Raw genomic sequence first — 19,680 nt, 5'->3', positions numbered from 1 at the left:
GCTCCTTAACCCCGTTTCCGCTGGATCACATTGATAGTCCAGATCAACACACCGATCAGGAAGAAGGCGCTCGGTGGTAACTTGAACATCTCGTTTGGCAAGTACCAACCGCCGTTTTCAATGGTGGTAAACACGCTATGACCGAATAAGTTGCCAGTCCCTAACAGCTCGCGTACAAAGGCAACGCTGATCAAAATCAAGCCATAACCTGTCGCATTACCGAGTGCATCGACGACCGCTAAATGCGGTGGATACTTCATGGCGAAGGCTTCTGCGCGGCCCATGATGATACAGTTAGTAATAATTAACCCTACGAATACAGAAAGTTGCTTAGATAACTCATAGGCCACATCCTGCAGCACCATGTCGACAATGATCACCAAGGAGGCGATAACCGTCATCTGCGCGATAATGCGCACACTGGTCGGGATAAAGTTACGGATGGCAGAGATAATCAGGTTAGAAAACACCAACACAAAGGTCACTGCGAGCGTCATTACCACAGCGGTTTGCATTGAGTTACTGACCGCCAGCGCCGAACATACGCCCAGCACTTGCATCGCGACGGGGTTATTGGCAAACACTGGCCCCGTTAACATGTCACGCATGGATAAAGTGTTGCTCATTTTGCCTCTCCCAACTCACCTTGCAATTCACCCTGCGCGGCCGTCGCTTTCAGCTGATTGAAGAAGGTTTGAAAACCCTCAACCCCAAACCAAAACTCCATTGCGCGCTGCACGCCGCGGCCTGTCATGGTCGCGCCACTCACAGCATCGACACCGTGGACATCGCCTTCTTTAGCGCCGCCTTTAACGAGGCGCATAGCAAATTTGCCTTTTTCATCAAATAATTGCTTACCCTTCCACAGTGATAACCAATGGGGATCCGTTACAAAGTCACCGATACCTGGGGTTTCACCGTGCTCGTACACCACTAGCCCTTTAATGGTGTTGAAATCGGGTTCAACCGCCACATAGCCGTAGATCATCGACCACAGACCTTTACCATAAAAAGGCACAACCACACTGTCTAACTTGCCATCGGCATCGAGCACTTTAAATACGCGGGCATCGTTAGCACGGGTTTTAATCTTGGCGATGTCCTTTTTCGGTGCGCTAGAGGTCTCAGGATTAATCGCCGCCATACGCTCATCAAAATCGAGTACGTTAGCGTCTGAATCCACCTTACCTGTGTCTAGGTTGATCAATAATGGCTTAACCGATTTAGCGAAAATCTCTCTAAAATCAGAGTCCTGACCTAAGTTCACATCGGCTGCCATCAACACATAACGCTTCACTTCGTCACGTTTTTTGGCGACTTTACGTTCTTTCAATATGCCTGCTGTGCCTGTGATCATAAACGAGCACAGGAGGCAGAGCGTGATGGTGAAGATCATGGTCCCCACCACAGTATCTTTCTTAAAGACCATGACGTTTTAATCTCCGTTTGATGTTGGCGCGGGCCACCAGATAATCGAACAGCGGCGCCCAAAGGTTGGCGAACAGAATGGCTAACATCACGCCCTCAGGCATTTTGGGGTTAGCGACACGGATAAGCACTGTCATAAAACCAATCAAAGCACCGTAGGCAAATTTGCCTTGGCGAGTATAGGAAGTGGTCACAGGATCGGTGGCCATAAACATCATCGCCAGCGCAAAACCACCAGTGACCAGATGCCAAGTCCACGGCATTGCCATCATGTCATTGCTGCTAGAACCGATGTAATTACACAGCGTTGCAGTCGCAATCATGCCCAGCAGCACACCGAGCACAATGCGCCAGTCGGCTAAGCGGCTGATCAGCAGTAATGAACCACCGATCAAAATCGCTAAGGTGCTGGTTTCACCAATTGCGCCCACGGTGAAGCCAAAAAAGTTGTTCCACCAATTAGGATCGCTAAAGGCGCTAAACCAAGAGTAATCGGCAAAGCTCAGCTTGCCCGCTGCGGTTTGTGCCAGTGCAGTCGCACCAGAGAAACCATCAATGGCAACCAGCTGTTTAATGGTTGCAACTTCAGAGGGATAGGCAAAGTAGATAAAAGCCAAGCCCGCCAGCGCAGGGTTAAGGAAGTTATATCCCATGCCGCCAAACAGCTCTTTAGCCACAACCACACCGAAGGAAATCCCCATGGCCACCAGCCATAGCGGGGTCGATACTGGCAAGATTAAGGTAAACAGCAGCGCCGTCACGAAGAAACCTTCGTGCAACTCTTGGCCGCGAACCCGCGCAAATACCACTTCCCAGAACAAACTGGTGAGCAGCGCTGTCAGGTAAATCGGCAGATAAAAACTAAGGCCATAGAGGAATAAACCTAATATCCCAGTGTCTTGGCTAAGGCCGCCAAACAGGGTATTAAAGATTTCTAACTTCCAAATATCTGGGGTCGATAAGCCGCCAGCAAGCGCAAGTTGTGCCTGTAGGCCAATGTTATATAGACCGAATAAAATGGCGGGCAGTAAACACAAACCGACTAGCGTCATGGTACGTTTCACGTCAATCGCGTCACGCACATGCACTTTACCCTTAGTGCTGTGGCCACTGGCAATGACGAGTGAACGCAAAAAGCCCTTCATCGACTTACCGGTGGCGTAGTATTCTTCCTGTAAATCAGTAACTTGCTGTAAATCAGGTTTTTTAACTTGCTTAGTCATTAACCTTCCCTCTCGATAACATCTAGACAGGCACGTAATTCTTTACCAAAGTCATATTTGCCGGGACACACAAAAGTACACAGCGCCAGATCTTCTTCATCTAACTCCAATGCACCTAAGGCCTGCGCCTCATCTGTATCACGCACTACTAAGTCTCGAACGAGCAAGGTGGGTAAAATATCCAGTGGCATCACGCGATCTAGCTGACCAAAGGCCATCATGGCGCGGGCTGAACCGCCCTGATGGGTAGTGAATTCGAACAGCTTAGTGGCACCAAACAAACGTGATGTCACCGCACGGGTAATAGAGAATTTATCCGAGCCACCCCGTACCCAAGAAAGTACATGGTGCTGCGCATCTTCGCTCAGCACTGACACTTGGTTGTGGAATCGGCCTAAAAAGTCATGCACACCAACCGCGGTATGGCCAGATAACACAGAGCCCGATACCACACGGTTTTGGCCGGGTTTGATGTCATCACTGACTAAGGGACTTAACTCGGCGCCTAACTGAGTGCGCAGTAAACGCGGATTTAGCACGCTCGGGCCACCTAAGGCGACTATGCGGTCGGTATATAACTCACCGGTTTGGAATAATTTGCCGTAGGCAATCACGTCTTGATAACCGATATGCCATACCTGACGCTCTAAACTCACAGGTAGAATAAAGTGAATATGAGTGCCGACTAAACCTGCAGGATGAACCCCGTCAAAACGGCGCAGCTCAAGTTGCGGCAATGCCTCTTTCACAATCGCTTCGCCCTTATCCTGACACAGGTAAACCTTGCCCTCGGTTAAGCGGCTCAACACCAGCAAGCCAGCTTTAAAAGCTTCGGTTTGCTCGGCGATGATCAAACGCGGATCGGCGGCCAGTGGATTAGTATCAATTGCGGTAACAAAAATCCCTGCGGGCGTGCTATCGAGCGCAGGCACGCGCGAGAAAGGCCGCGTACGCAGTGCAGTCCATAGACCGCTTTTCACTAATTGCGCCTGAACGGTTGACCTTGCTAAAGCGGCAATGTCTTGATGGATTTCGAAGGAAATCTGTCCATCGCGGTTTTCGCCGTCATCACAACGAATGACAACCGATTGTAGAATTCGGCGCTCGCCGCGGTTAATCGCCACGACTTGGCCACTAGCGGGTGCAGTGAACAACACGCCCGGTGTTTTTTTATCTTCAAACAGGGCTTGGCCCTTTTGAACCCAATCGCCCTCTTCGACCAACATCGTCGGCTTAAGCCCAACGAATTCTTCACCCAGAACAGCCACTTGGGATGGCTTAGCACCGAGTTCAATGACCTGTCGCGGCTCGCCAGCAATCGGCAAGTCGAGGCCTTTTTTGATCGTTACAATTTGGTTTGAAAAATCTGCCATCACAAATATCAACCATGAAAAATTTTTAGATAAATTCAGGGTAGAGATTTGTTAACCCAGTTTCCGATATTGGCGTCACATTCCGCCGCAAATTCGTAAGTTAGATACGTAAATTTACGCCGTTTTGTGACACAGGTTCACTTCCAAACTCGCCGCGATCTATAAATGTAGTTTTATAACAATTTATTCATAAATACGTTATTACTGATTTAGTCATACCTAAGGTTTACAAAAATAAGCCAAAATCCCCATCTCAGTGCAGCAAAGCGATAAAACCGTTAAAAGCGCGACTCAGAGAACAAACTTCAACCAATGGCATGCCTCAAAAGGGCGCAATACCGTTTAGCGGGCTGGCTATTTTTAGCGCACTAACATTTCAACCTATGGTTTAACCTTTGCTTTACAGCAAAAGCTTGGTAGCCTCAAACTAAGAGAGTTTTCGTAGGAGAAATAGATGGAATACAGACGCATACCGCATTCTAATCTCGAGGTCAGCAAAATCTGTTTGGGCACTATGACTTGGGGCGAACAAAATACCCAAGCCGAAGCATTTGCACAGCTGGACTACGCCATAGGAAATGGCATCAACTTTATCGATACGGCGGAAATGTATCCCGCCCCACCTAAGCCCGAAACCCAAGGGGAAACCGAGCGTATTCTGGGGCAATATATCAAGGCACACGGCAACCGTGACGACCTAGTGATTGCCACTAAAATTGCCGCACCGGGTGGTAAAAGTGATTATATTCGCAAGAATATGGCGCTGGACTGGAACAACATCCACCAAGCGGTCGATGCCTCCTTAGCACGCCTCCAAATCGACACTATCGATCTTTATCAAATCCATTGGCCCGACCGAAATACCAACTTCTTTGGTGAACTGTTTTACGATCAACAAGATCAAGAACATCAAACGCCGATCCTCGAAACCCTAGAAGCCCTCGCCGAAGTCATTCGCCAAGGTAAAGTGCGCTATATCGGTGTGTCGAACGAAACGCCTTGGGGCTTGATGAAGTACCTGCAACTGGCCGAAAAACACGGCTTGCCGCGTATTGTGAGTGTGCAAAACCCTTATAACTTGCTCAATCGCAGCTTCGAAGTCGGCATGAGCGAAATCAGCCACCGTGAAAACCTGCCGCTGCTCGCTTACTCACCACTGGCCTTTGGCGCCTTAACCGGCAAATACTGCAACGACCAATGGCCCGAAGGTGCACGCCTGACCTTGTTTAAGCGTTTCGCCCGTTACACAGGTTCGCAAATGGCACTGGAGGCCACGCAAGCCTATGTCGATTTGGCCCGCGAGTTCAAACTCACGCCAGCGCAAATGGCGCTAGCCTTTGTTAACTCACGTCAGTTTGTCGGCTCCAACATTATCGGCGCCACCGACTTGTATCAACTGAAAGAAAACATCGACAGCCTAAAAGTCACCTTATCGCCAGAGTTATTAGTGCAATTAAACGAACTGTCCGATAAATTCAGATTACCTTGCCCTTAGCCCCCGAATCTCAGCCCCTAGGCTTAGTCAGCGAGTCGTTTGAATAACCAATAGCATCAGGCCAATATACCTGATGCTATTGATTTCATTGAGCTCAACGCCGCTTTCCCATTCTAAATACCGCCTCCTTGTCGCACCTCGCTTTAGGTTAACGGCAAACCATCTGACCCAAACTCTCTTGTACTGACCAAACACAAAGCTATCGTATTACCCCCGTTAAACTCGCAGCAACATACTCAGCCCAATACCCTTCGACGGTCCCCCGGTAAAATGCTTCAGGTTACATTCGGATACAGAGTCCTGTTAAGAACTGAAATATAGTGGCGCCACAGTCACTAGACAGATGTCTTAAGGATCAAAAAATGAAAAAACTTTGCTTTGTAATCACAAGTGAAGGGTTCGTCTGGCAAGCTCTTGCTCTTACTTTACTATTACACAAGCCGCTCGTCATTTGAGTAGAATAACTACACTTCACTCCTCGTTTCGCGATCACGAGCTTGCCAGAGCGAACAAAATTCAATCTCGAAACGTCAACACGCCCTAGTCTTTTTATCCGCCACTGCACAAGCAGTGACTTTTTTGCGACGATAAAATCGTCAGATAGCAAGAACTGTCAGCAAAGCGCAAGGAAGTGAACCTAAGCAAGGGGGGAAACTTAGCGCCCAATACGCTTGTCAGCTGAATCGATTGAGGATGTAACTAGGGTATTAAAACCTTCATCTTCGTCAATCCACATAAATTGAAATGATTAAAATCAATAATCAAAACAATTTAATAGATTAAATTTTCCCATCATCGAAACAGATTAAACATTCTTTATTAACAAAGGTTAACTAGACCCAAGACTGACAATTCAAGTAGGGTCGGGTCACAAATTAGGATCAACTGTATCTCGCGCTCGACGACTGGTGCGACGCTAAGATAACTCTGACCCATAGAAGAATAATGACTCACTCAAGTTCCCCAACTCACAGAAAGTGGCTTTGGCTACTGCTCGGCTTGTGGCTGATTGTCATCCAATCGGTTGCGCTGTCGCATTCTGCTGAACACAGTTTAGAACATGAGCATGCCCACTGTTTCCTGTGCGATTTTGGTCATGAGCAAAATGCAGGTCCATCGTCTGTGCTTATGCCGCCGATGGGATTGCAGCAAGCTGAAAGCATCCCGCAGAAACCTTATCAACAACCGAGTTTACCTTGGTTACGTCACTTCAACGTGCGCGCACCGCCCTTCCTGTTTTAAGCAAATTCAATCATTTAAAAATCTATTTTTTGCTTATCTAAAGGAAAGGCACAATGAAACTTGCACTATCTTCAATAGCGCTAGCAGTGGCTGGCGTGTGTTCACCGGTTATGGCCGCTCAATTACAAGGTCAAGTGACCGATCTGCAAGGCGCACCTATCGCTGGCGCCCTTGTCAGCATCGACGGTGGGACGAGCACAAGCACAAATCCTCAGGGCCAGTATCAGTTAACTGTCGCCGACAATAGTCATATCCATCTCCACATTAGCGATGCCGAGTTTAAGCATGTTGATAGGGATTTGCAGATAAACACTGGCGCGATGACGCAGGATATTTCACTGACCAAAACGGCGATGGAAAACATTGTCGTGACCGCATCGCCGCTCGCCCGCTCTGCGCTCGAAAGCACGACGCCAATTAGTGTACTGACCGAAGATCAACTCAAGCTCAATATCGAGCCGACGCTAGGTGACACCTTAGAAAAATTGCCCGGCGTTCAAGCCTCCCACTTTGGCGCGGGGGCGAGTCGCCCCATCATTCGCGGCATGGGCGGTCCTCGAGTACAAGTGCTTGAAAATGGCCTGTCTGTTGGTGATGCATCGACGGTATCGGCCGATCACGCGGTAACAGCAGAAGCCGCCTCGGCGCAGCAAATTGAGATCCTGCGCGGCCCCGGCACATTGCTTTACGGGAACGGTGCCATTGGCGGCGTAGTCAATGTGGTGGATAAACGCTACCACGAGAGCCCAGTCGATGAGCTGTCGGGACAATTTGGCACTCGCTACGATACGGCCAGTAATGGACGCACCTTTAACGGGGATATCGATGGTGGCAATGGTCAGTTCAATTGGCATGTAGATGGCACCCACCGCATTACCGACGATGTCGATATTCCGGGAAATGCCATTGCCAATCTGCCCGAAACCCATGGAAAACTGGCGAACAGTAACCAAAAACTCGACGACTATGCCGCGGGGGTTGGCTATACCGGTGACACGGGATTTGTCAGCGTATCCGGCGCGCGCACTGAATCGAATTACGGTATTCCCGGCCGCGGCGAAGCCGATGCGCCCGATATAACCATAGATTTAAAGAAAACCGCATGGCAGCTGCACAGTGGTTTGTTAGATCCATTTGCTGGCTTCAGTAAACTGCGTTTTGATGCTGGCTATACCGATTATCAACATGCTGAGGAAGAAGATGGGGTTGCCGGCACGACTTTCTTCAACAAGCAAAGTGAAGCGCGCTTAAGCCTTAACAATCGTCCTTGGGGTGAGTGGCAAGGCACTATGGGGCTGCATGCTGTACACCGTGATTTTGCCGTTGAAGGCGAAGAAGCGCTGACACCAGACAGCAAAACCGATACCTTAGCCGCCTTTATCGTGCAAGAACGTAAGGTCGGAGATTTTCGCTTCGAGCTTGGCGGCCGCTTAGAGCATTACCGCTTAGCGCCAGACAGCATGACGTTAGACACACTAAATGGCGAACAAACCTACCAAGCCGAAGACCTAGTCGATAATGATTTAACTGTATCGGCGGGCATGGTGTGGGACTTCGATCCCGCCTATAACTTAGGACTATCGCTCACCCGCGCCCAACGTTCGGCCACAGCCGAAGAGCTTTACAGCTATGGTCCCCACGATGCCACCCAAAGCTTTGAGCTTGGTTCTCAGTTCAGCGTTGAAAATGGTCAAATCATCACTAACAGTGGCAATAACGATAAAGAGGTCGCCAATAATATCGACTTAACCCTGCGCAAATTAGAGGGTGCGTGGACAGGCTCATTGAGCATGGCCTACAACCGAGTCAATAATTTCTATTACGAGAAAAATACGGGTTTAATCGCCTCTGATATAGTCAACGGCGATGCTGAAGGTGATTTACCTGTTTACCAATACACCCAAGGCGATGCAGAGCTTTATTCCCTCGAGGCCCAAGCCAGTATCCCGTTCAACGATACTTGGTCATTGGATATGTTCAGCGATTACACCCGTGGCAAGCTGGTCGATGGTGGTAACTTGCCACTCATTTCGCCCATGCGTATCGGTTCGACCTTAAACTTTGACCAACAACAATGGCACGCTGAAGTCGGCGCGATTGGCTATGCTAAACAAACGGATACCGCCGAAAATGAAACCGAAACGGCAGGCTATGCGCTAGTGAATGCCGCCGTCACCTACCGTTTATATACTTCTGCGGGTGACATGCTGTTCTATGTAAAAGGCACAAATCTACTCGACCAAGACGCGCGGCCACACACCTCGTTACTTAAAGATTACGCCCCACTGATGGGACGCAACTTTATGTTAGGTGTCACCTATAACTTCTAAAAACAGGAGTTGTAAAAGACAATAAGTTAAGCCCAAAGCGAAGTCCTAGACTTCGCTTTTATTTTTCAATTAAACAATGGATACAGGTTAAATGTATAAGCAGAACAACAGCTTTGATATTGCACAGTGAAGTTAAGCAACTATGTTAACTGGCACACTTAATCTGGCCGCACACTCAATTAAACAGCGCGCACCTTGAACTGCTGCATGGTTTCCCTTAATGAATTGGCCTGCTGAGACAGTGACTCACTGGCTTTTGCAGTTTCATTGGCGCTGCCAAGTACCAATTCCCCTGAATCTCGAATCTCATTAATACGCTCACTGATATCCTCAGCGGTGACGGCTTGCTCCTCGCTTGCGGTCGCGACCTGAGCATTGGCCTGAGTCAGTTCAGTTAAGGCATCTAAAATCTCAAATAGGTGCTGCTTGGCTTGATTAACGAGCAATGATGACTCACTGATTTGCTTATCATTATTGGCGAAGGATTCGACTGAGGACTTAGCATCTTTCACGAGTGTTTGGATAAGATCGCTGATCTCCTGTGTGGCGGTTTGGCTACGAGTTGCCAGCGCCCGCACTTCTTCGGCGACCACAGCAAACCCACGTCCTTGATCTCCCGCCCGCGCCGCTTCAATCGATGCATTCAAGGCCAACAAGTTCGTCTGCCCCGCTATCGCATCGACTACAGAGACAAAGTTGAGGATTTTTCCGGTACTCGCTTGAACCTGTTGAATAAGTTGATTCGAATACTGGGCGCTGGCGACTAACTGCTTCGAGATCTTTTCGCTCGCATCGACAACCTCGCAACTTTCTTTCACCTTATGCTCGGCTTGTCCCGCTGAGTACGAAGCGGTTTCGGCACTGCTCGCTACTTCAGTGATCGTTGCCGCCATTTGGGTCATAGAGGCGGCGACTTGATCTGTATTATCCTGCTGCCTTAACATGGCCTCACGATTATTTTCGGCAACCGCATTAAGCTCAGTCACCATAGAGGCAATTTCTTCACTTCGAGCAATCACTTGGCCGACGGTTTTACTTAAGGTCCACGCCATTTGATTCATACTGACGGTAAGTTCGCCCAGTTCATCCTTAGAGTCGACGCGCAGCTCTTGGTTAAAGTTACCCTGTTCCATCTTAGCGGCAGAATTACGTAACCGATTGATAGATTTGACCATGTATTGACTGCAAGCGATGCCAATCAATAAGCCTATGACTAAAGACACGATAGAAATAGTCGTTAAGCCATAAATAGCCCTAAGCTCTTCGTCCTCAGTCACAGAAACCGCGGTTTGAGTCATTTGCTCTAACCGCTCAACGAACTGACTTAGCTCAGTATTAAACTCGTTTTGCGCAACCTCTAAGGATTCAACCCGCTTAGCTAAAGCGGCTGGTTCTTCTTTTTGCTGGATACCTGTGATGACAGTAGCAAGTAAAGCTTCATAGTCACCAAAACGTTGAATAATCGTGCCAATATCTTGATTTAACTGCTGCGTTTTTTCATGTAATAGCGGATTTTTAGCCTCTTTTAATGCCACATTGAGCATAGACTGAGTCGAGAGTAACTCCTTATTAATGTCTTCTTTATGCTGAATAACATCCGCAATAAACGCCGCTAAAATGGGCTGACTCGATGCGGCTTCAATGTCCGCCGCACGAAACGCTTTTTCTAAAATGACTGAGCTTTCGAGCTGCTTAATGGTAACGTCGGTTGATAATCTCACTAGTGGAATATTTTCCTTTGCAATGCCTTGGATTTCCTCAGAAACTCGCTGCATCTTCAACAGACTAAAACCAGACAAAATCAGGATCAGCACTAACATCACCCCAACGAGGGCGATCATCTTATGTTTAATCCGTAAATCTTTTAAAAACTGCACCATAAAACGGGTCTCCAACAAACACCGATATCAAAGGACGTCCCATTTAGAATAGTCGCAGTTTTCACTTTGGGTGGTTGAATTGAGCGTAAAGTATTAGCTGAATTTAAAAGAAAAACTGAAACATTAGAAAAATCGCATCATAGCTAAGCTCGATGATATGTTAGAAAGTCAAAACCCATTTAAGGCGCGCGAAATACCAGAGGGCAGAAGTTTGAACAAACGTTGGTGAAATTAGATGCTCAATAGCGCCTTCCAATACCAGCACCTCAACAAACCGCTAAAACTTGCATTAACATGGCAGATCACAGAAGATCCCTTGGCCTTTTCCATTGCCTTTAGCCTCATCTATGACTCAACCTGCATCGCCTACGCCAAATACTGTGACTCACACAGCGACGAATACTGTTGCCTCACATCCTTCGGCAAGTGCCGCGCCTGATGCCACTGCGGTTCTTTGTTCATTAGAAGCGGAGCAGCGCAATGCTAAAATTAGGTCGCAATTCCCAGCGTTAAATCAACTGCTTGATGGCTATCCCTTGTGTTATCTCGACACCGCAGCCACCAGCCAGAAACCGCAAATGGTGTTAGATGCCATGGCGCAGTTTTACGCTAACGACAATGCCAATGTGCACCGCGCGGCGCACCAGTTATCGGCGCGCTCGACCTTAAGTTATGAAAAAGTGCGCGATCAACTGCAGCAATTTTTAAAGGCCGAACGCCGCGAAGAAATCATCTTTACCCACGGCACCACAGAATCAATCAACTTAGTCGCCTTTGGACTCACTGCACACGTCAACGCTGGTGATCTGATATTAATCGACGCCGCCGCCCACCACGCCAATATCGTACCTTGGCAGGAACTGGCGAAACGCACGGGCGCTGTGATTAAGCCAATCCCTCTCGATCAAGCTTGCCGCTTAGATGTCAGCGCCTATAAAACCTTGCTCGAGTTAAAGCCAAAAATCGTCGCGCTTTGCCATGTTTCCAACGCCATAGGCACAGTCAATCCCGTGACTCAGCTAGTGCAGTTAGCGAAGAAGCAAGGTGCAATAACCTTAGTTGATGGTGCGCAGGCAGTGGCACATTTAACGCTGGATGTGGCTGAAATCGATTGCGATTTTTACGTTTTTTCGGGGCATAAAATGTATGGTCCCACTGGTATTGGCGTGCTTTACGGCCGTTTCGACGTGTTAGATAATCTCGCGCCACTATTAACTGGTGGCGAGATGATTAAACGCGTGAGCTTTGAGGTAACAGAATTTGGCAGCCTACCGAATCGCTTAGAAGCGGGCACGCCACCAATTGCCGAAGTTATAGGTTTAGGCGCGGCCATTACATTTTTACAAACCGAGCTTACACCGCAGGTTCAAGCTCATGAAGCTGAATTAGTTAACTATTTACAAAGCCAATTGCGCGCGCTCGGTGAAGTGCATTTATACGGCGCTTTTGATGACAATATCGGCGTCGTCGCCTTTAATCTTGCCGATGAACATCATCAAGATGTAGGCATTTTACTGGATCAACAAGGGATTGCCGTGCGCTGCGGCCATCACTGCGCCATGCCATTAATGCAGAGCCTGAATCTTAAGGGCTGTTGCCGCGCCTCTATCGGTATCTACACCAATAAAGACGATATCGACCGCTTTATTGCCGCGTTGGCCTCGGTAAAAGACTTGCTGCTGTGATCCAGTATTTAACGACTGAACCACGCGACTTATGCGCTCAAGAAAAGTTACGCTCAAATATGTGAGACAGGATTTAGCCCTATGACTGATTCGACTATGCCTATGCCAAGCGAGACCGATTTTCACTATTCAGTGCAAGATGCCGAAATCTTGCTAACGCGTTTTACCAAGGCACCTAACTGGCAGGAAAGATATCGCCAAATTATGTTGCTAGGTAAAGACTTACCGAGTTTAAGCCCAGAACTTCGCGTCGAAACCGCTCAGGTAAAAGGCTGTGAAAGTGATGCGTGGATTTATCACCTCCAACAAGCTGGGAAGCACTATTATTTAGCCGATAGCGATGCCCGCATCGTTAAGGGATTGATCGGATTATTGCTTGGCGCCTGCCATGGCAAAAGTCGCGCTGAGATCCAAGCATTTGATCCTACAGCTTACTTCAAACAATTGGGCCTAGAAGGTCAGCTCAGCCCATCACGCACCAACGGCCTTAATTCACTCGCAAAAGCAATGCTTGAAGCCACTCTATAGCTTCACGATATCTTCACGATAGCCACAGGCCAAGGGTTTTCATTTACTGCGACCAGCGATAATTGAAACCGCTTGGCAATAACGAATCATCACAACTCCAACTCGGGGACAAAGGCCAAAAAAGGGATTTAATCAAAGACTTCTACGCCCTAAAAAGGTATAAAGAAGTTACATTTGAGTTATTGATAGGAACCGAGCATGCCCATCAAGGCAGTCAATCACCACCGTCGTACTCTTCTTAAAGGTCTTGGCGCAGCAACACTATTAAGCCCACTCGCCAGTATGCCTAGCTTTGCCGCCGCACAGAGGCGGATATATGTCGATGGTTTATCCTTCCTTCCCGATGACTTAAGTGATGTAACAGCCTCTAAACTCGATGCTTATATATGCGATATTTCGGCGATTGAGACCATAGAACAAGCCGATGGCACTCAAAACTACAAACGCACTTATAAAGCCTGCATGGAAAGCATTAAGCAGGCCGCTAAACGAGTGAGCGATCATCCCGATATTTTACTGCAAGGCCTGAGGGGGCGCGATATTCAACGTGCCCGCGATAGCCAACGCACTGCGGTATTCTTTCAGATCCAAGGTGCAGATTGTGTCGAAGAAGACAGTGAAGCTAATCAGTGGGCACAGGTGGATGAATTCCATCAACAAGGGCTGCGCGTATTACAGCTCACCCACCACTATGGCAACACCTTCGCCGGCGGCGCCTTAGACAGTGATGCCAATGGCGGACTCAACAAGCCGCTCACCGCCCATGGACGCGAACTTATCGCCAAACTCAATCATGCCAATATCTTGGTCGATGTGAGTCACTCCAGCGCCCAAACCGCTTTAGATGTCGCTAAGATCACGAAGTCTCCCATAGTGCAGAGTCACGGTGCAGCGCGCGGCATAGTTAACCATGCCCGTTGTTCCCCCGATGAAGTGATCCGCGCCATCGGCGATAGCGGCGGCGTATTCGGCGTATTTATGATGAGCTTCTGGCTCACCAATAATGCCGTGCCCACGATCGATGACTATATTCGCCAACTGGAATATGTGTCGCGTGTCGGCGGTGTGGATAGTGTGGCAATCGCCAATGACTTCCCACTGCGTGGCCAAGAAAACTTACTGGCTCTTGATAACAATAACGCCCAAGGCATTAAAGAATATCAAGAATGGTGGTACAGCCTGAGGGCAAAAGGCGTGCTAGGTTTTGATGCAGAGCCAAGGCATGTCGTGATCCCCGAGCTAAATCATATCGATCGCATGAGTCGTATAGACGATGCCTTAGCCAAGGCGCGCTTTAAAGCCACCGACCGCGACCGCTTTATGGGTGGTAACTGGCAACGCGTGCTCAATAAAGTACTACTGTAAATGCCATTGTTTTATCGCCCTGTTTAATTTACGTTGTCGATAAATTTACGGGCTTATCTGCTCGTTTCAGTCTTGGATATTCTATGCTGACCACACTCGCCATTTTCAATTATCGCTCTCTGCGTGAAATCGTCTTGCCCCTAGGGCAACTCAATTTGATCACAGGGGCAAATGGCAGTGGTAAATCGAACCTATACAAGGCGCTACGTTTACTGGCACAAACGGCGCAAGGCGGCGTCGTCAACGCATTAGCCCAAGAAGGCGGACTCGACTCCAGCTTTTGGGCGGGGCCAGAAAACTTCACCAAAAGCATGTTAGCGGGCGACACAGCCATTGAAGCCACCGTCAGGCAAGCGCCAAAACGCTTAAAGCTCGGCTTTGGCGGCGAGGACTTTAGCTATCTTATTGAACTCGGTTTACCTGAACCCGACGCCACTACGCTGTTTGGCTTAGATCCACAAATCAAGCGCGAAGCCATTTGGAACGGACCTAAGTATCGCCCCTCTACAGTGTTAGTCGAGCGCCGTGGTCCAATGGTGAAAAGCCTCAGTGCTGATGGAAAAGGCTGGATAATCTTAGGCGCCCACCTGCAAACTGGCGACAGTATTTTTACCGAGCTTGCCGATCCCGAGCGCTGCCCAGAAGTGCTCAAGCTTCGCGACAGTATCCGCGCGTGGCGCTTTTACGATCACTTCAGAACCGATGCCGAAGCCCCTGCACGGCGACCACAATTAGGCACGGCCACGCCGGTATTGCACCACGATGGCCGTGATTTAGCCTCGGCAATTCAAACCATTTTTGAGATTGGTGATAAAACCGCTTTCGATCATGCGGTGAGCGATGCGTTTCCCGGTGCTAAGGTTCGAATCGAACCTCAAGCGGGCGGAATTTTAGTGCTCGCATTTCATCAGCATGGTTTATTAAGGCCACTCAATGCCAGTGAATTGTCGGACGGCACCTTGCGTTATTTGCTGTTAATCGCCGCCCTACTGACCCCAAGACCGCCAGAACTTATGGTGTTAAACGAGCCAGAAACCAGTCTGCATCCAGATTTATTGCCTGCGCTGGCACGCTTAATTGCTAAGGTATCAGAGGAGTGTCAGCTGTGGGTGGTATCCCACGCCAATCGGCTTATCAATGCCTTAAGCCAATTTGAACACTGCAATACCTTGGCCTTAGACAAAACCTTAGGCCAAACGCAGATCCAAGGCCAAGACTTGCTCAATACGCCCAGTTGGCTATGGCAGAATCGTTAGTCGGCGGTGTTAACGCGACTGCCCTCATCAATCGTAAAATACCGCGAGCCATAGAGTTTCTGAGCTGTTAGAAGTCGAAGCAACGCGGTGTTTTTGATGGGGCACAATCGTTAAGTAATCACCAGGGGTTAGCGTAACGGGTTCATCTTGTTCAAATTCAAGCGTCGCCTCCCCTTTAAGGAACATCACCCATTCATGTTGAGTTTGATCGTACCATTGAGCTTCGGGTAGATACCCAAACCACCTGAAGATGCAGGATTCAGCGGGAATTTAACGCACTTTAGGCAAGGCGGCTATTTGCAGACCTAGTGGACTAAGTTAAAAATAGCCAACACGGCATAAAGTGCGTTAAAACCCGCCGGGACGGAGCGCTTAGGGCACTCCACTTCCGTGTTGCATCAATTCAGAAGGTGGCCGACATTCTGTCATTGATGCGCCTTGAATTGAAGCACCCTAAGCGCTCTGAAACTCGTATCTTCAGGTAGCTTGGGTATATTGCCCATTAGAGACGATGCGCTCTATGGTCACAGTGTCATTACCCGCCAGTTTTTCAAACACTTCCACCGATAAATCAGTGGGTAATTTTGCAAAAAAGTTATCAAGCATTTTGTGTTTATTCCTCTGCTTTTATTCGCTCTCTATGCTGATTAAACTGTATTTTTAACAATCAAACATTGAGAAACGAAACCATTAACCGCTATGATATGCGCACTGAAATACTCAAGGGCCATGAGTATCCATCAGATAAGCTTATTGTTTTACATATGGATATGGAGATTTCCCCCAATGTCGTTGTTTCGCGCACTAAAAGCCAAATTATTTCCCTCAAGCCAAACTAGCCGCGATCCAAAAGACATTCATCTTCAAACTGAACCACAAGCCCACAGCCAAGAACAAAAGCAAACGCAGGAGCCGTTAGTCGCGGTGCCGCTATTCCAGCGTCACTTCAGCTTAAAAATCCATGCGACAAAGGCAGACGCGACCGCTTGTGAAGAAAATGCCAACCACGGCTTAACTCTCTATCACTACTATACGCCCCAAGTCATAGAACTCTTAGGCTGGGAAAATGCCAATGAATGCTGTGACTTTCACCAAACCGAATTCGACCGCCTCGAAATCGGCAATCAATCCCCTTTTCCCGAGCAACACTTTTGGCTCGGCAAAGAAAAAGTCTGCAGTATCATCCCAAAAACGAACGACCAAACAACAGAATTGTGGCAGGTTGAACTTAACAATCTAGAGGCTTTATTGATAAGCCACTTTACGCTCGATGCAGACAATATAATACAAGGCGACATTCAAGATTACGCCCGTTTAACGGGCCAACTGCATCGCACTTACCATCAACTCCATTCTGAAGACGGCGCGGGTATGCTGAGAATAATCACCCAAAGCCCAGGCCTCACCCAAGCCGTCGATTCAAACTATTTTGGCGAGCGTAATGGGATTTCGCGCCAATTCGACGCCCTAGGGACGCTGCTATTTGAAGGCCACTTTGTTAATGACCAACAACTCGGCAAACAAACATGGTACGACCATGAGGGCAAGAAAACGCAAAGTGAAGATCGCCACGCGAATGGCATGTATGTCACCCGTTATCATACGAATGGCAAAATAAGAGAAACCGCCGAACTCGACCGCAGTGGCAACTATATCAACAACTTGGCGCGTTTCTACGAATCGGGGAATTTATGGCTTAACCGCCCTATGGTGGCGAATAAAATCCACGGCATTGAGTATATGTACTACGAATGTGGCGCCCTACAAGCCGAAATTACTCATGAGCATGGCCATATAGTGCAAGAGTTTTGGTTTCACACCAATGGCTTGATCAAGCAAACTATCTTCATTAATGACATGGGTAAAAGCGTCGAAACCTTCTACGAAAGCGGTCATATCGCATGGCGAGAGCAGTTCAATCCTGAAGGTTTGATTGAAGGGGAGCGTAAAGAGTGGCATCCAAATGGCAAGCTCGCCAAACAACTCAACTTCACTAACGGTATCGCCCACGGCGACCGAGAAAAATGGTATGCCAATGGTCAGCTCGAAGAAAAAATCCCCTTCGAGAATGGCAAAGAACAAGGCACAGCTTATTGGTACCATGACAATGGCCAACTCGCCCTTGAGATCTACCTTGAAAAGGGACTCAGAGAAGGTCTGTTTAAAAGCTATTACAAAAGCGGCGTGCTTTCGGGAGAAGGCCAATACCAAAATAATCTCTCGGTAGCGCCCTTTATCGAATATTACGAAAACCAGCAAGTTCAAATGTATTTACCGCACACCCAAGGCAACCGTGACGGCACGGCTCGCTGGTTTTATGAAGATGGCACGATACGCACTATCTCAGAATATGAAGTGCGCGACGGCCAAGGCTACCTCAGAGAATCCAGCTTTTATAATAAAAAGGGGATCCTCGAATCCTATCAGAGCCACTCTAATACCCGCTGTGGCTATCATCTTGAGAATAATCAAAGGGAATACTATCAAGATGGTATTGCCGACACTCGCATCGAATACTATGAAGATGGCACTATTCGCTGGTTACTCACCCGTACACAAGGGGATTTATTTAGCTCTAAATCCTTATCACCTCAAGGTTTAATTTTAGAAACTGGCACAATCCAAATTACCGATGGCCGTTATCTCGATGTTGGCCATTGGCAACGGTTTACGCCCCAAGGACAAGTGTATCGTGAAGTTTGGCTAGATGAAGAAGGCCAACTTATAGAAAGTCGTCACTACTTTGATGCTAATCAGCCTCTATCGACTCAAGAAGATGACGAAGCAGAATGGGATAACGCAGAGCCCCGTAATTATGGCTATGATAATTGCGACATCAGTGACTATGATGAAAGCGAAGACGAGGGTGATGACTTTGATTATGATCGTGCTGATTGGGAAAATGACGGGCTAAACCAGCGTTCAGATAACCATGGACATAGCGCTAGCCATAGCAACAATAGCGCATATTTGTCCCGCAACAAGTATCACAGACCCCATGCCGATACCACAGCGAAACAAGCACAAGCTCAAGCCGCAGCGGATGTCGACGCCAAAGAGCCGATATTGTCTTACCACTTAAAATTTGACGACGAAAGTAAGCTTTATTCAATGAAGCGCTATCATCCCAATAGCCACATTGCCGAAGAAGGTAATTTACAGATCCAAGGAGAAGAACAATTCTGGGTCGGTATCCACAATCAATACGACGAGCAAGGTAAGCTCAAGCTCTCCGAAACCTACACTATGGCAGGAGAGCCGATAGAGCACACCACCAGCACGAGTGCGATATTATTAAATTAATCAAATTGATATGGATAATTTCAGTACCAATAGGTATGAAGGGTGAGTATAGATAATCCGGTAAGCCCTGATTTAACTTGGCTTACCTTATTTATCTTACTTACCTTAATCGCCAGCTCGATAGAAGTAATGGAAATCTAAGTAGCAACACTTAAAACTAAAGCGCAAAAGTGGCGATGGTCTTTTGAATACCGACGACATCCGTGCCACGTTTAAGCTCTTTTACTAAAGGCTCACTCTGGCCTGAGATCCAGATTTTGAGCTCGGCATCCATATCAAAATGGCCTGTGGTTTCCACTTCAAAATGGGTAATGGATTTATACGGTATGGAATGGTAAGTAACTTTCTTGCCAGTAAGCCCCTGCTTATCAATTAAGATCAGACGTTTATTGGTGAAAATAAACAAATCGCGGATCACTTTGTAGGCGAGTTTTAATTCTTCTTGAATGCCCATGATGGGCCTTAATTCCTCGGCTAATTCCTGTAAATCAACCTCAGAAGCATTACCGAGTAAACCGTCTAACAATCCCATTTTAACATCCCTTATTATTGATATTATTTTCAATAAGATA

Annotated in this window: 15 protein-coding genes and 1 pseudogene; 8 read left to right on the top strand and 8 right to left on the bottom strand. The window is 47.9% G+C overall.

What is annotated here, in order from left to right; all coding sequences use genetic code 11:
- Window positions 1-5 precede the first annotated feature (5 nt).
- From KV201_RS19020 to KV201_RS19005, 4 genes are read right to left on the bottom strand one after another with little or no spacing between them, the layout of a single operon-like run.
- Window positions 6-626: an NADH:ubiquinone reductase (Na(+)-transporting) subunit D gene (locus KV201_RS19020; protein WP_006080314.1), complete on the bottom strand. Its 621-nt coding sequence runs from the start codon at window positions 624-626 to the stop codon at window positions 6-8.
- Window positions 623-1,429, bottom strand: coding sequence for a Na(+)-translocating NADH-quinone reductase subunit C (locus tag KV201_RS19015; RefSeq protein ID WP_071938530.1), 807 nt, complete (start codon window positions 1,427-1,429; stop codon window positions 623-625). Before KV201_RS19015 ends, KV201_RS19020 begins: the two co-directional genes overlap by 4 nt.
- Window positions 1,419-2,651, bottom strand: coding sequence for an NADH:ubiquinone reductase (Na(+)-transporting) subunit B (locus KV201_RS19010; protein WP_226060221.1), 1,233 nt, complete (start codon window positions 2,649-2,651; stop codon window positions 1,419-1,421). The genes KV201_RS19015 and KV201_RS19010 overlap by 11 nt, the downstream gene beginning before the upstream one ends.
- Window positions 2,651-4,024, bottom strand: a complete 1,374-nt coding sequence (locus KV201_RS19005; RefSeq protein WP_071938532.1) for a Na(+)-translocating NADH-quinone reductase subunit A — start codon at window positions 4,022-4,024, stop codon at window positions 2,651-2,653. The genes KV201_RS19010 and KV201_RS19005 overlap by 1 nt, the downstream gene beginning before the upstream one ends.
- Before the next feature lie 454 nt (window positions 4,025-4,478).
- On the opposite strand from KV201_RS19005, the gene KV201_RS19000 reads away from it, so the two are divergent.
- The 3 genes from KV201_RS19000 to KV201_RS18990 all read left to right on the top strand — a co-directional run bounded on the left by KV201_RS19000 (window position 4,479) and on the right by KV201_RS18990 (window position 9,091).
- Window positions 4,479-5,519 (top strand): NADP(H)-dependent aldo-keto reductase, encoded by a 1,041-nt coding sequence (locus KV201_RS19000; protein WP_226060220.1) that lies wholly within the window; start codon window positions 4,479-4,481, stop codon window positions 5,517-5,519.
- Between the two features lie 945 nt (window positions 5,520-6,464).
- Window positions 6,465-6,761, top strand: coding sequence for a hypothetical protein (locus KV201_RS18995; protein WP_226060218.1), 297 nt, complete (start codon window positions 6,465-6,467; stop codon window positions 6,759-6,761).
- A 53-nt stretch (window positions 6,762-6,814) separates the two neighbouring features.
- Window positions 6,815-9,091 (top strand): TonB-dependent receptor plug domain-containing protein, encoded by a 2,277-nt coding sequence (locus tag KV201_RS18990; protein ID WP_226060217.1) that lies wholly within the window; start codon window positions 6,815-6,817, stop codon window positions 9,089-9,091.
- Window positions 9,092-9,270: 179 nt separating this feature from the next.
- Here KV201_RS18990 and KV201_RS18985 read toward each other — a convergent pair whose 3' ends face one another.
- Complete coding sequence (locus KV201_RS18985) at window positions 9,271-10,971, bottom strand: methyl-accepting chemotaxis protein (protein WP_226060216.1); 1,701 nt, start codon at window positions 10,969-10,971, stop codon at window positions 9,271-9,273.
- A gap of 347 nt (window positions 10,972-11,318) precedes the next feature.
- Between KV201_RS18985 and KV201_RS18980 the strand changes: the two genes are divergently transcribed.
- The 4 genes from KV201_RS18980 to KV201_RS18965 all read left to right on the top strand — a co-directional run bounded on the left by KV201_RS18980 (window position 11,319) and on the right by KV201_RS18965 (window position 15,805).
- Window positions 11,319-12,656 (top strand): cysteine desulfurase, encoded by a 1,338-nt coding sequence (locus KV201_RS18980; RefSeq protein WP_226060215.1) that lies wholly within the window; start codon window positions 11,319-11,321, stop codon window positions 12,654-12,656.
- Window positions 12,657-12,737: 81 nt separating this feature from the next.
- Entirely contained in the window at window positions 12,738-13,184 is a 447-nt protein-coding gene (locus KV201_RS18975) for a SufE family protein (protein WP_226060213.1), read from the top strand.
- A 198-nt stretch (window positions 13,185-13,382) separates the two neighbouring features.
- On the top strand, window positions 13,383-14,549 hold the full coding sequence (locus KV201_RS18970; protein ID WP_226060212.1) for a membrane dipeptidase: 1,167 nt from the start codon (window positions 13,383-13,385) through the stop codon (window positions 14,547-14,549).
- A gap of 83 nt (window positions 14,550-14,632) precedes the next feature.
- The gene (locus KV201_RS18965) at window positions 14,633-15,805 is read left to right on the top strand and encodes an AAA family ATPase (RefSeq protein ID WP_226060211.1); all 1,173 of its coding nucleotides are present in this window, start codon (window positions 14,633-14,635) and stop codon (window positions 15,803-15,805) included.
- Between the two features lie 27 nt (window positions 15,806-15,832).
- Here the strand turns inward: KV201_RS18965 and KV201_RS18960 are convergent, their stop codons facing one another.
- Window positions 15,833-16,075, bottom strand: a complete 243-nt coding sequence (locus tag KV201_RS18960) for a cupin domain-containing protein (protein ID WP_319000226.1) — start codon at window positions 16,073-16,075, stop codon at window positions 15,833-15,835.
- A gap of 219 nt (window positions 16,076-16,294) precedes the next feature.
- Window positions 16,295-16,411 (bottom strand): annotated as a pseudogene (locus tag KV201_RS18955) (cupin); the annotation flags it as partial.
- A gap of 180 nt (window positions 16,412-16,591) precedes the next feature.
- Between KV201_RS18955 and KV201_RS18950 the strand changes: the two are divergent.
- Complete coding sequence (locus KV201_RS18950) at window positions 16,592-19,108, top strand: toxin-antitoxin system YwqK family antitoxin (protein ID WP_226060209.1); 2,517 nt, start codon at window positions 16,592-16,594, stop codon at window positions 19,106-19,108.
- Between the two features lie 157 nt (window positions 19,109-19,265).
- Here the strand turns inward: KV201_RS18950 and KV201_RS18945 are convergent, their stop codons facing one another.
- Entirely contained in the window at window positions 19,266-19,640 is a 375-nt protein-coding gene (locus KV201_RS18945) for a PH domain-containing protein (RefSeq protein ID WP_006084057.1), read from the bottom strand.
- Window positions 19,641-19,680 lie beyond the last annotated feature (40 nt).

The sequence above is a fragment of the Shewanella sp. SR1 genome (assembly GCF_020447145.1).
Lineage (GTDB): Bacteria > Pseudomonadota > Gammaproteobacteria > Enterobacterales > Shewanellaceae > Shewanella > Shewanella baltica.
This window is presented reverse-complemented; position numbering and strand designations above follow the sequence as displayed.

Coding starts and splice junctions, on each gene's coding strand:
- KV201_RS19005 (WP_071938532.1), bottom strand. CDS start 4,024: ATGGCAGATTTTTCAAACCAAATTGTAACGATCAAAAAAGGCCTCGAC.
- KV201_RS19010 (WP_226060221.1), bottom strand. CDS start 2,651: ATGACTAAGCAAGTTAAAAAACCTGATTTACAGCAAGTTACTGATTTA.
- KV201_RS19015 (WP_071938530.1), bottom strand. CDS start 1,429: ATGGTCTTTAAGAAAGATACTGTGGTGGGGACCATGATCTTCACCATC.
- KV201_RS18990 (WP_226060217.1), top strand. CDS start 6,815: ATGAAACTTGCACTATCTTCAATAGCGCTAGCAGTGGCTGGCGTGTGT.
- KV201_RS18980 (WP_226060215.1), top strand. CDS start 11,319: ATGACTCAACCTGCATCGCCTACGCCAAATACTGTGACTCACACAGCG.
- KV201_RS18995 (WP_226060218.1), top strand. CDS start 6,465: ATGACTCACTCAAGTTCCCCAACTCACAGAAAGTGGCTTTGGCTACTG.
- KV201_RS18965 (WP_226060211.1), top strand. CDS start 14,633: ATGCTGACCACACTCGCCATTTTCAATTATCGCTCTCTGCGTGAAATC.
- KV201_RS18970 (WP_226060212.1), top strand. CDS start 13,383: ATGCCCATCAAGGCAGTCAATCACCACCGTCGTACTCTTCTTAAAGGT.
- KV201_RS19020 (WP_006080314.1), bottom strand. CDS start 626: ATGAGCAACACTTTATCCATGCGTGACATGTTAACGGGGCCAGTGTTT.
- KV201_RS18975 (WP_226060213.1), top strand. CDS start 12,738: ATGACTGATTCGACTATGCCTATGCCAAGCGAGACCGATTTTCACTAT.
- KV201_RS18985 (WP_226060216.1), bottom strand. CDS start 10,971: ATGGTGCAGTTTTTAAAAGATTTACGGATTAAACATAAGATGATCGCC.
- KV201_RS18945 (WP_006084057.1), bottom strand. CDS start 19,640: ATGGGATTGTTAGACGGTTTACTCGGTAATGCTTCTGAGGTTGATTTA.
- KV201_RS18950 (WP_226060209.1), top strand. CDS start 16,592: ATGTCGTTGTTTCGCGCACTAAAAGCCAAATTATTTCCCTCAAGCCAA.
- KV201_RS19000 (WP_226060220.1), top strand. CDS start 4,479: ATGGAATACAGACGCATACCGCATTCTAATCTCGAGGTCAGCAAAATC.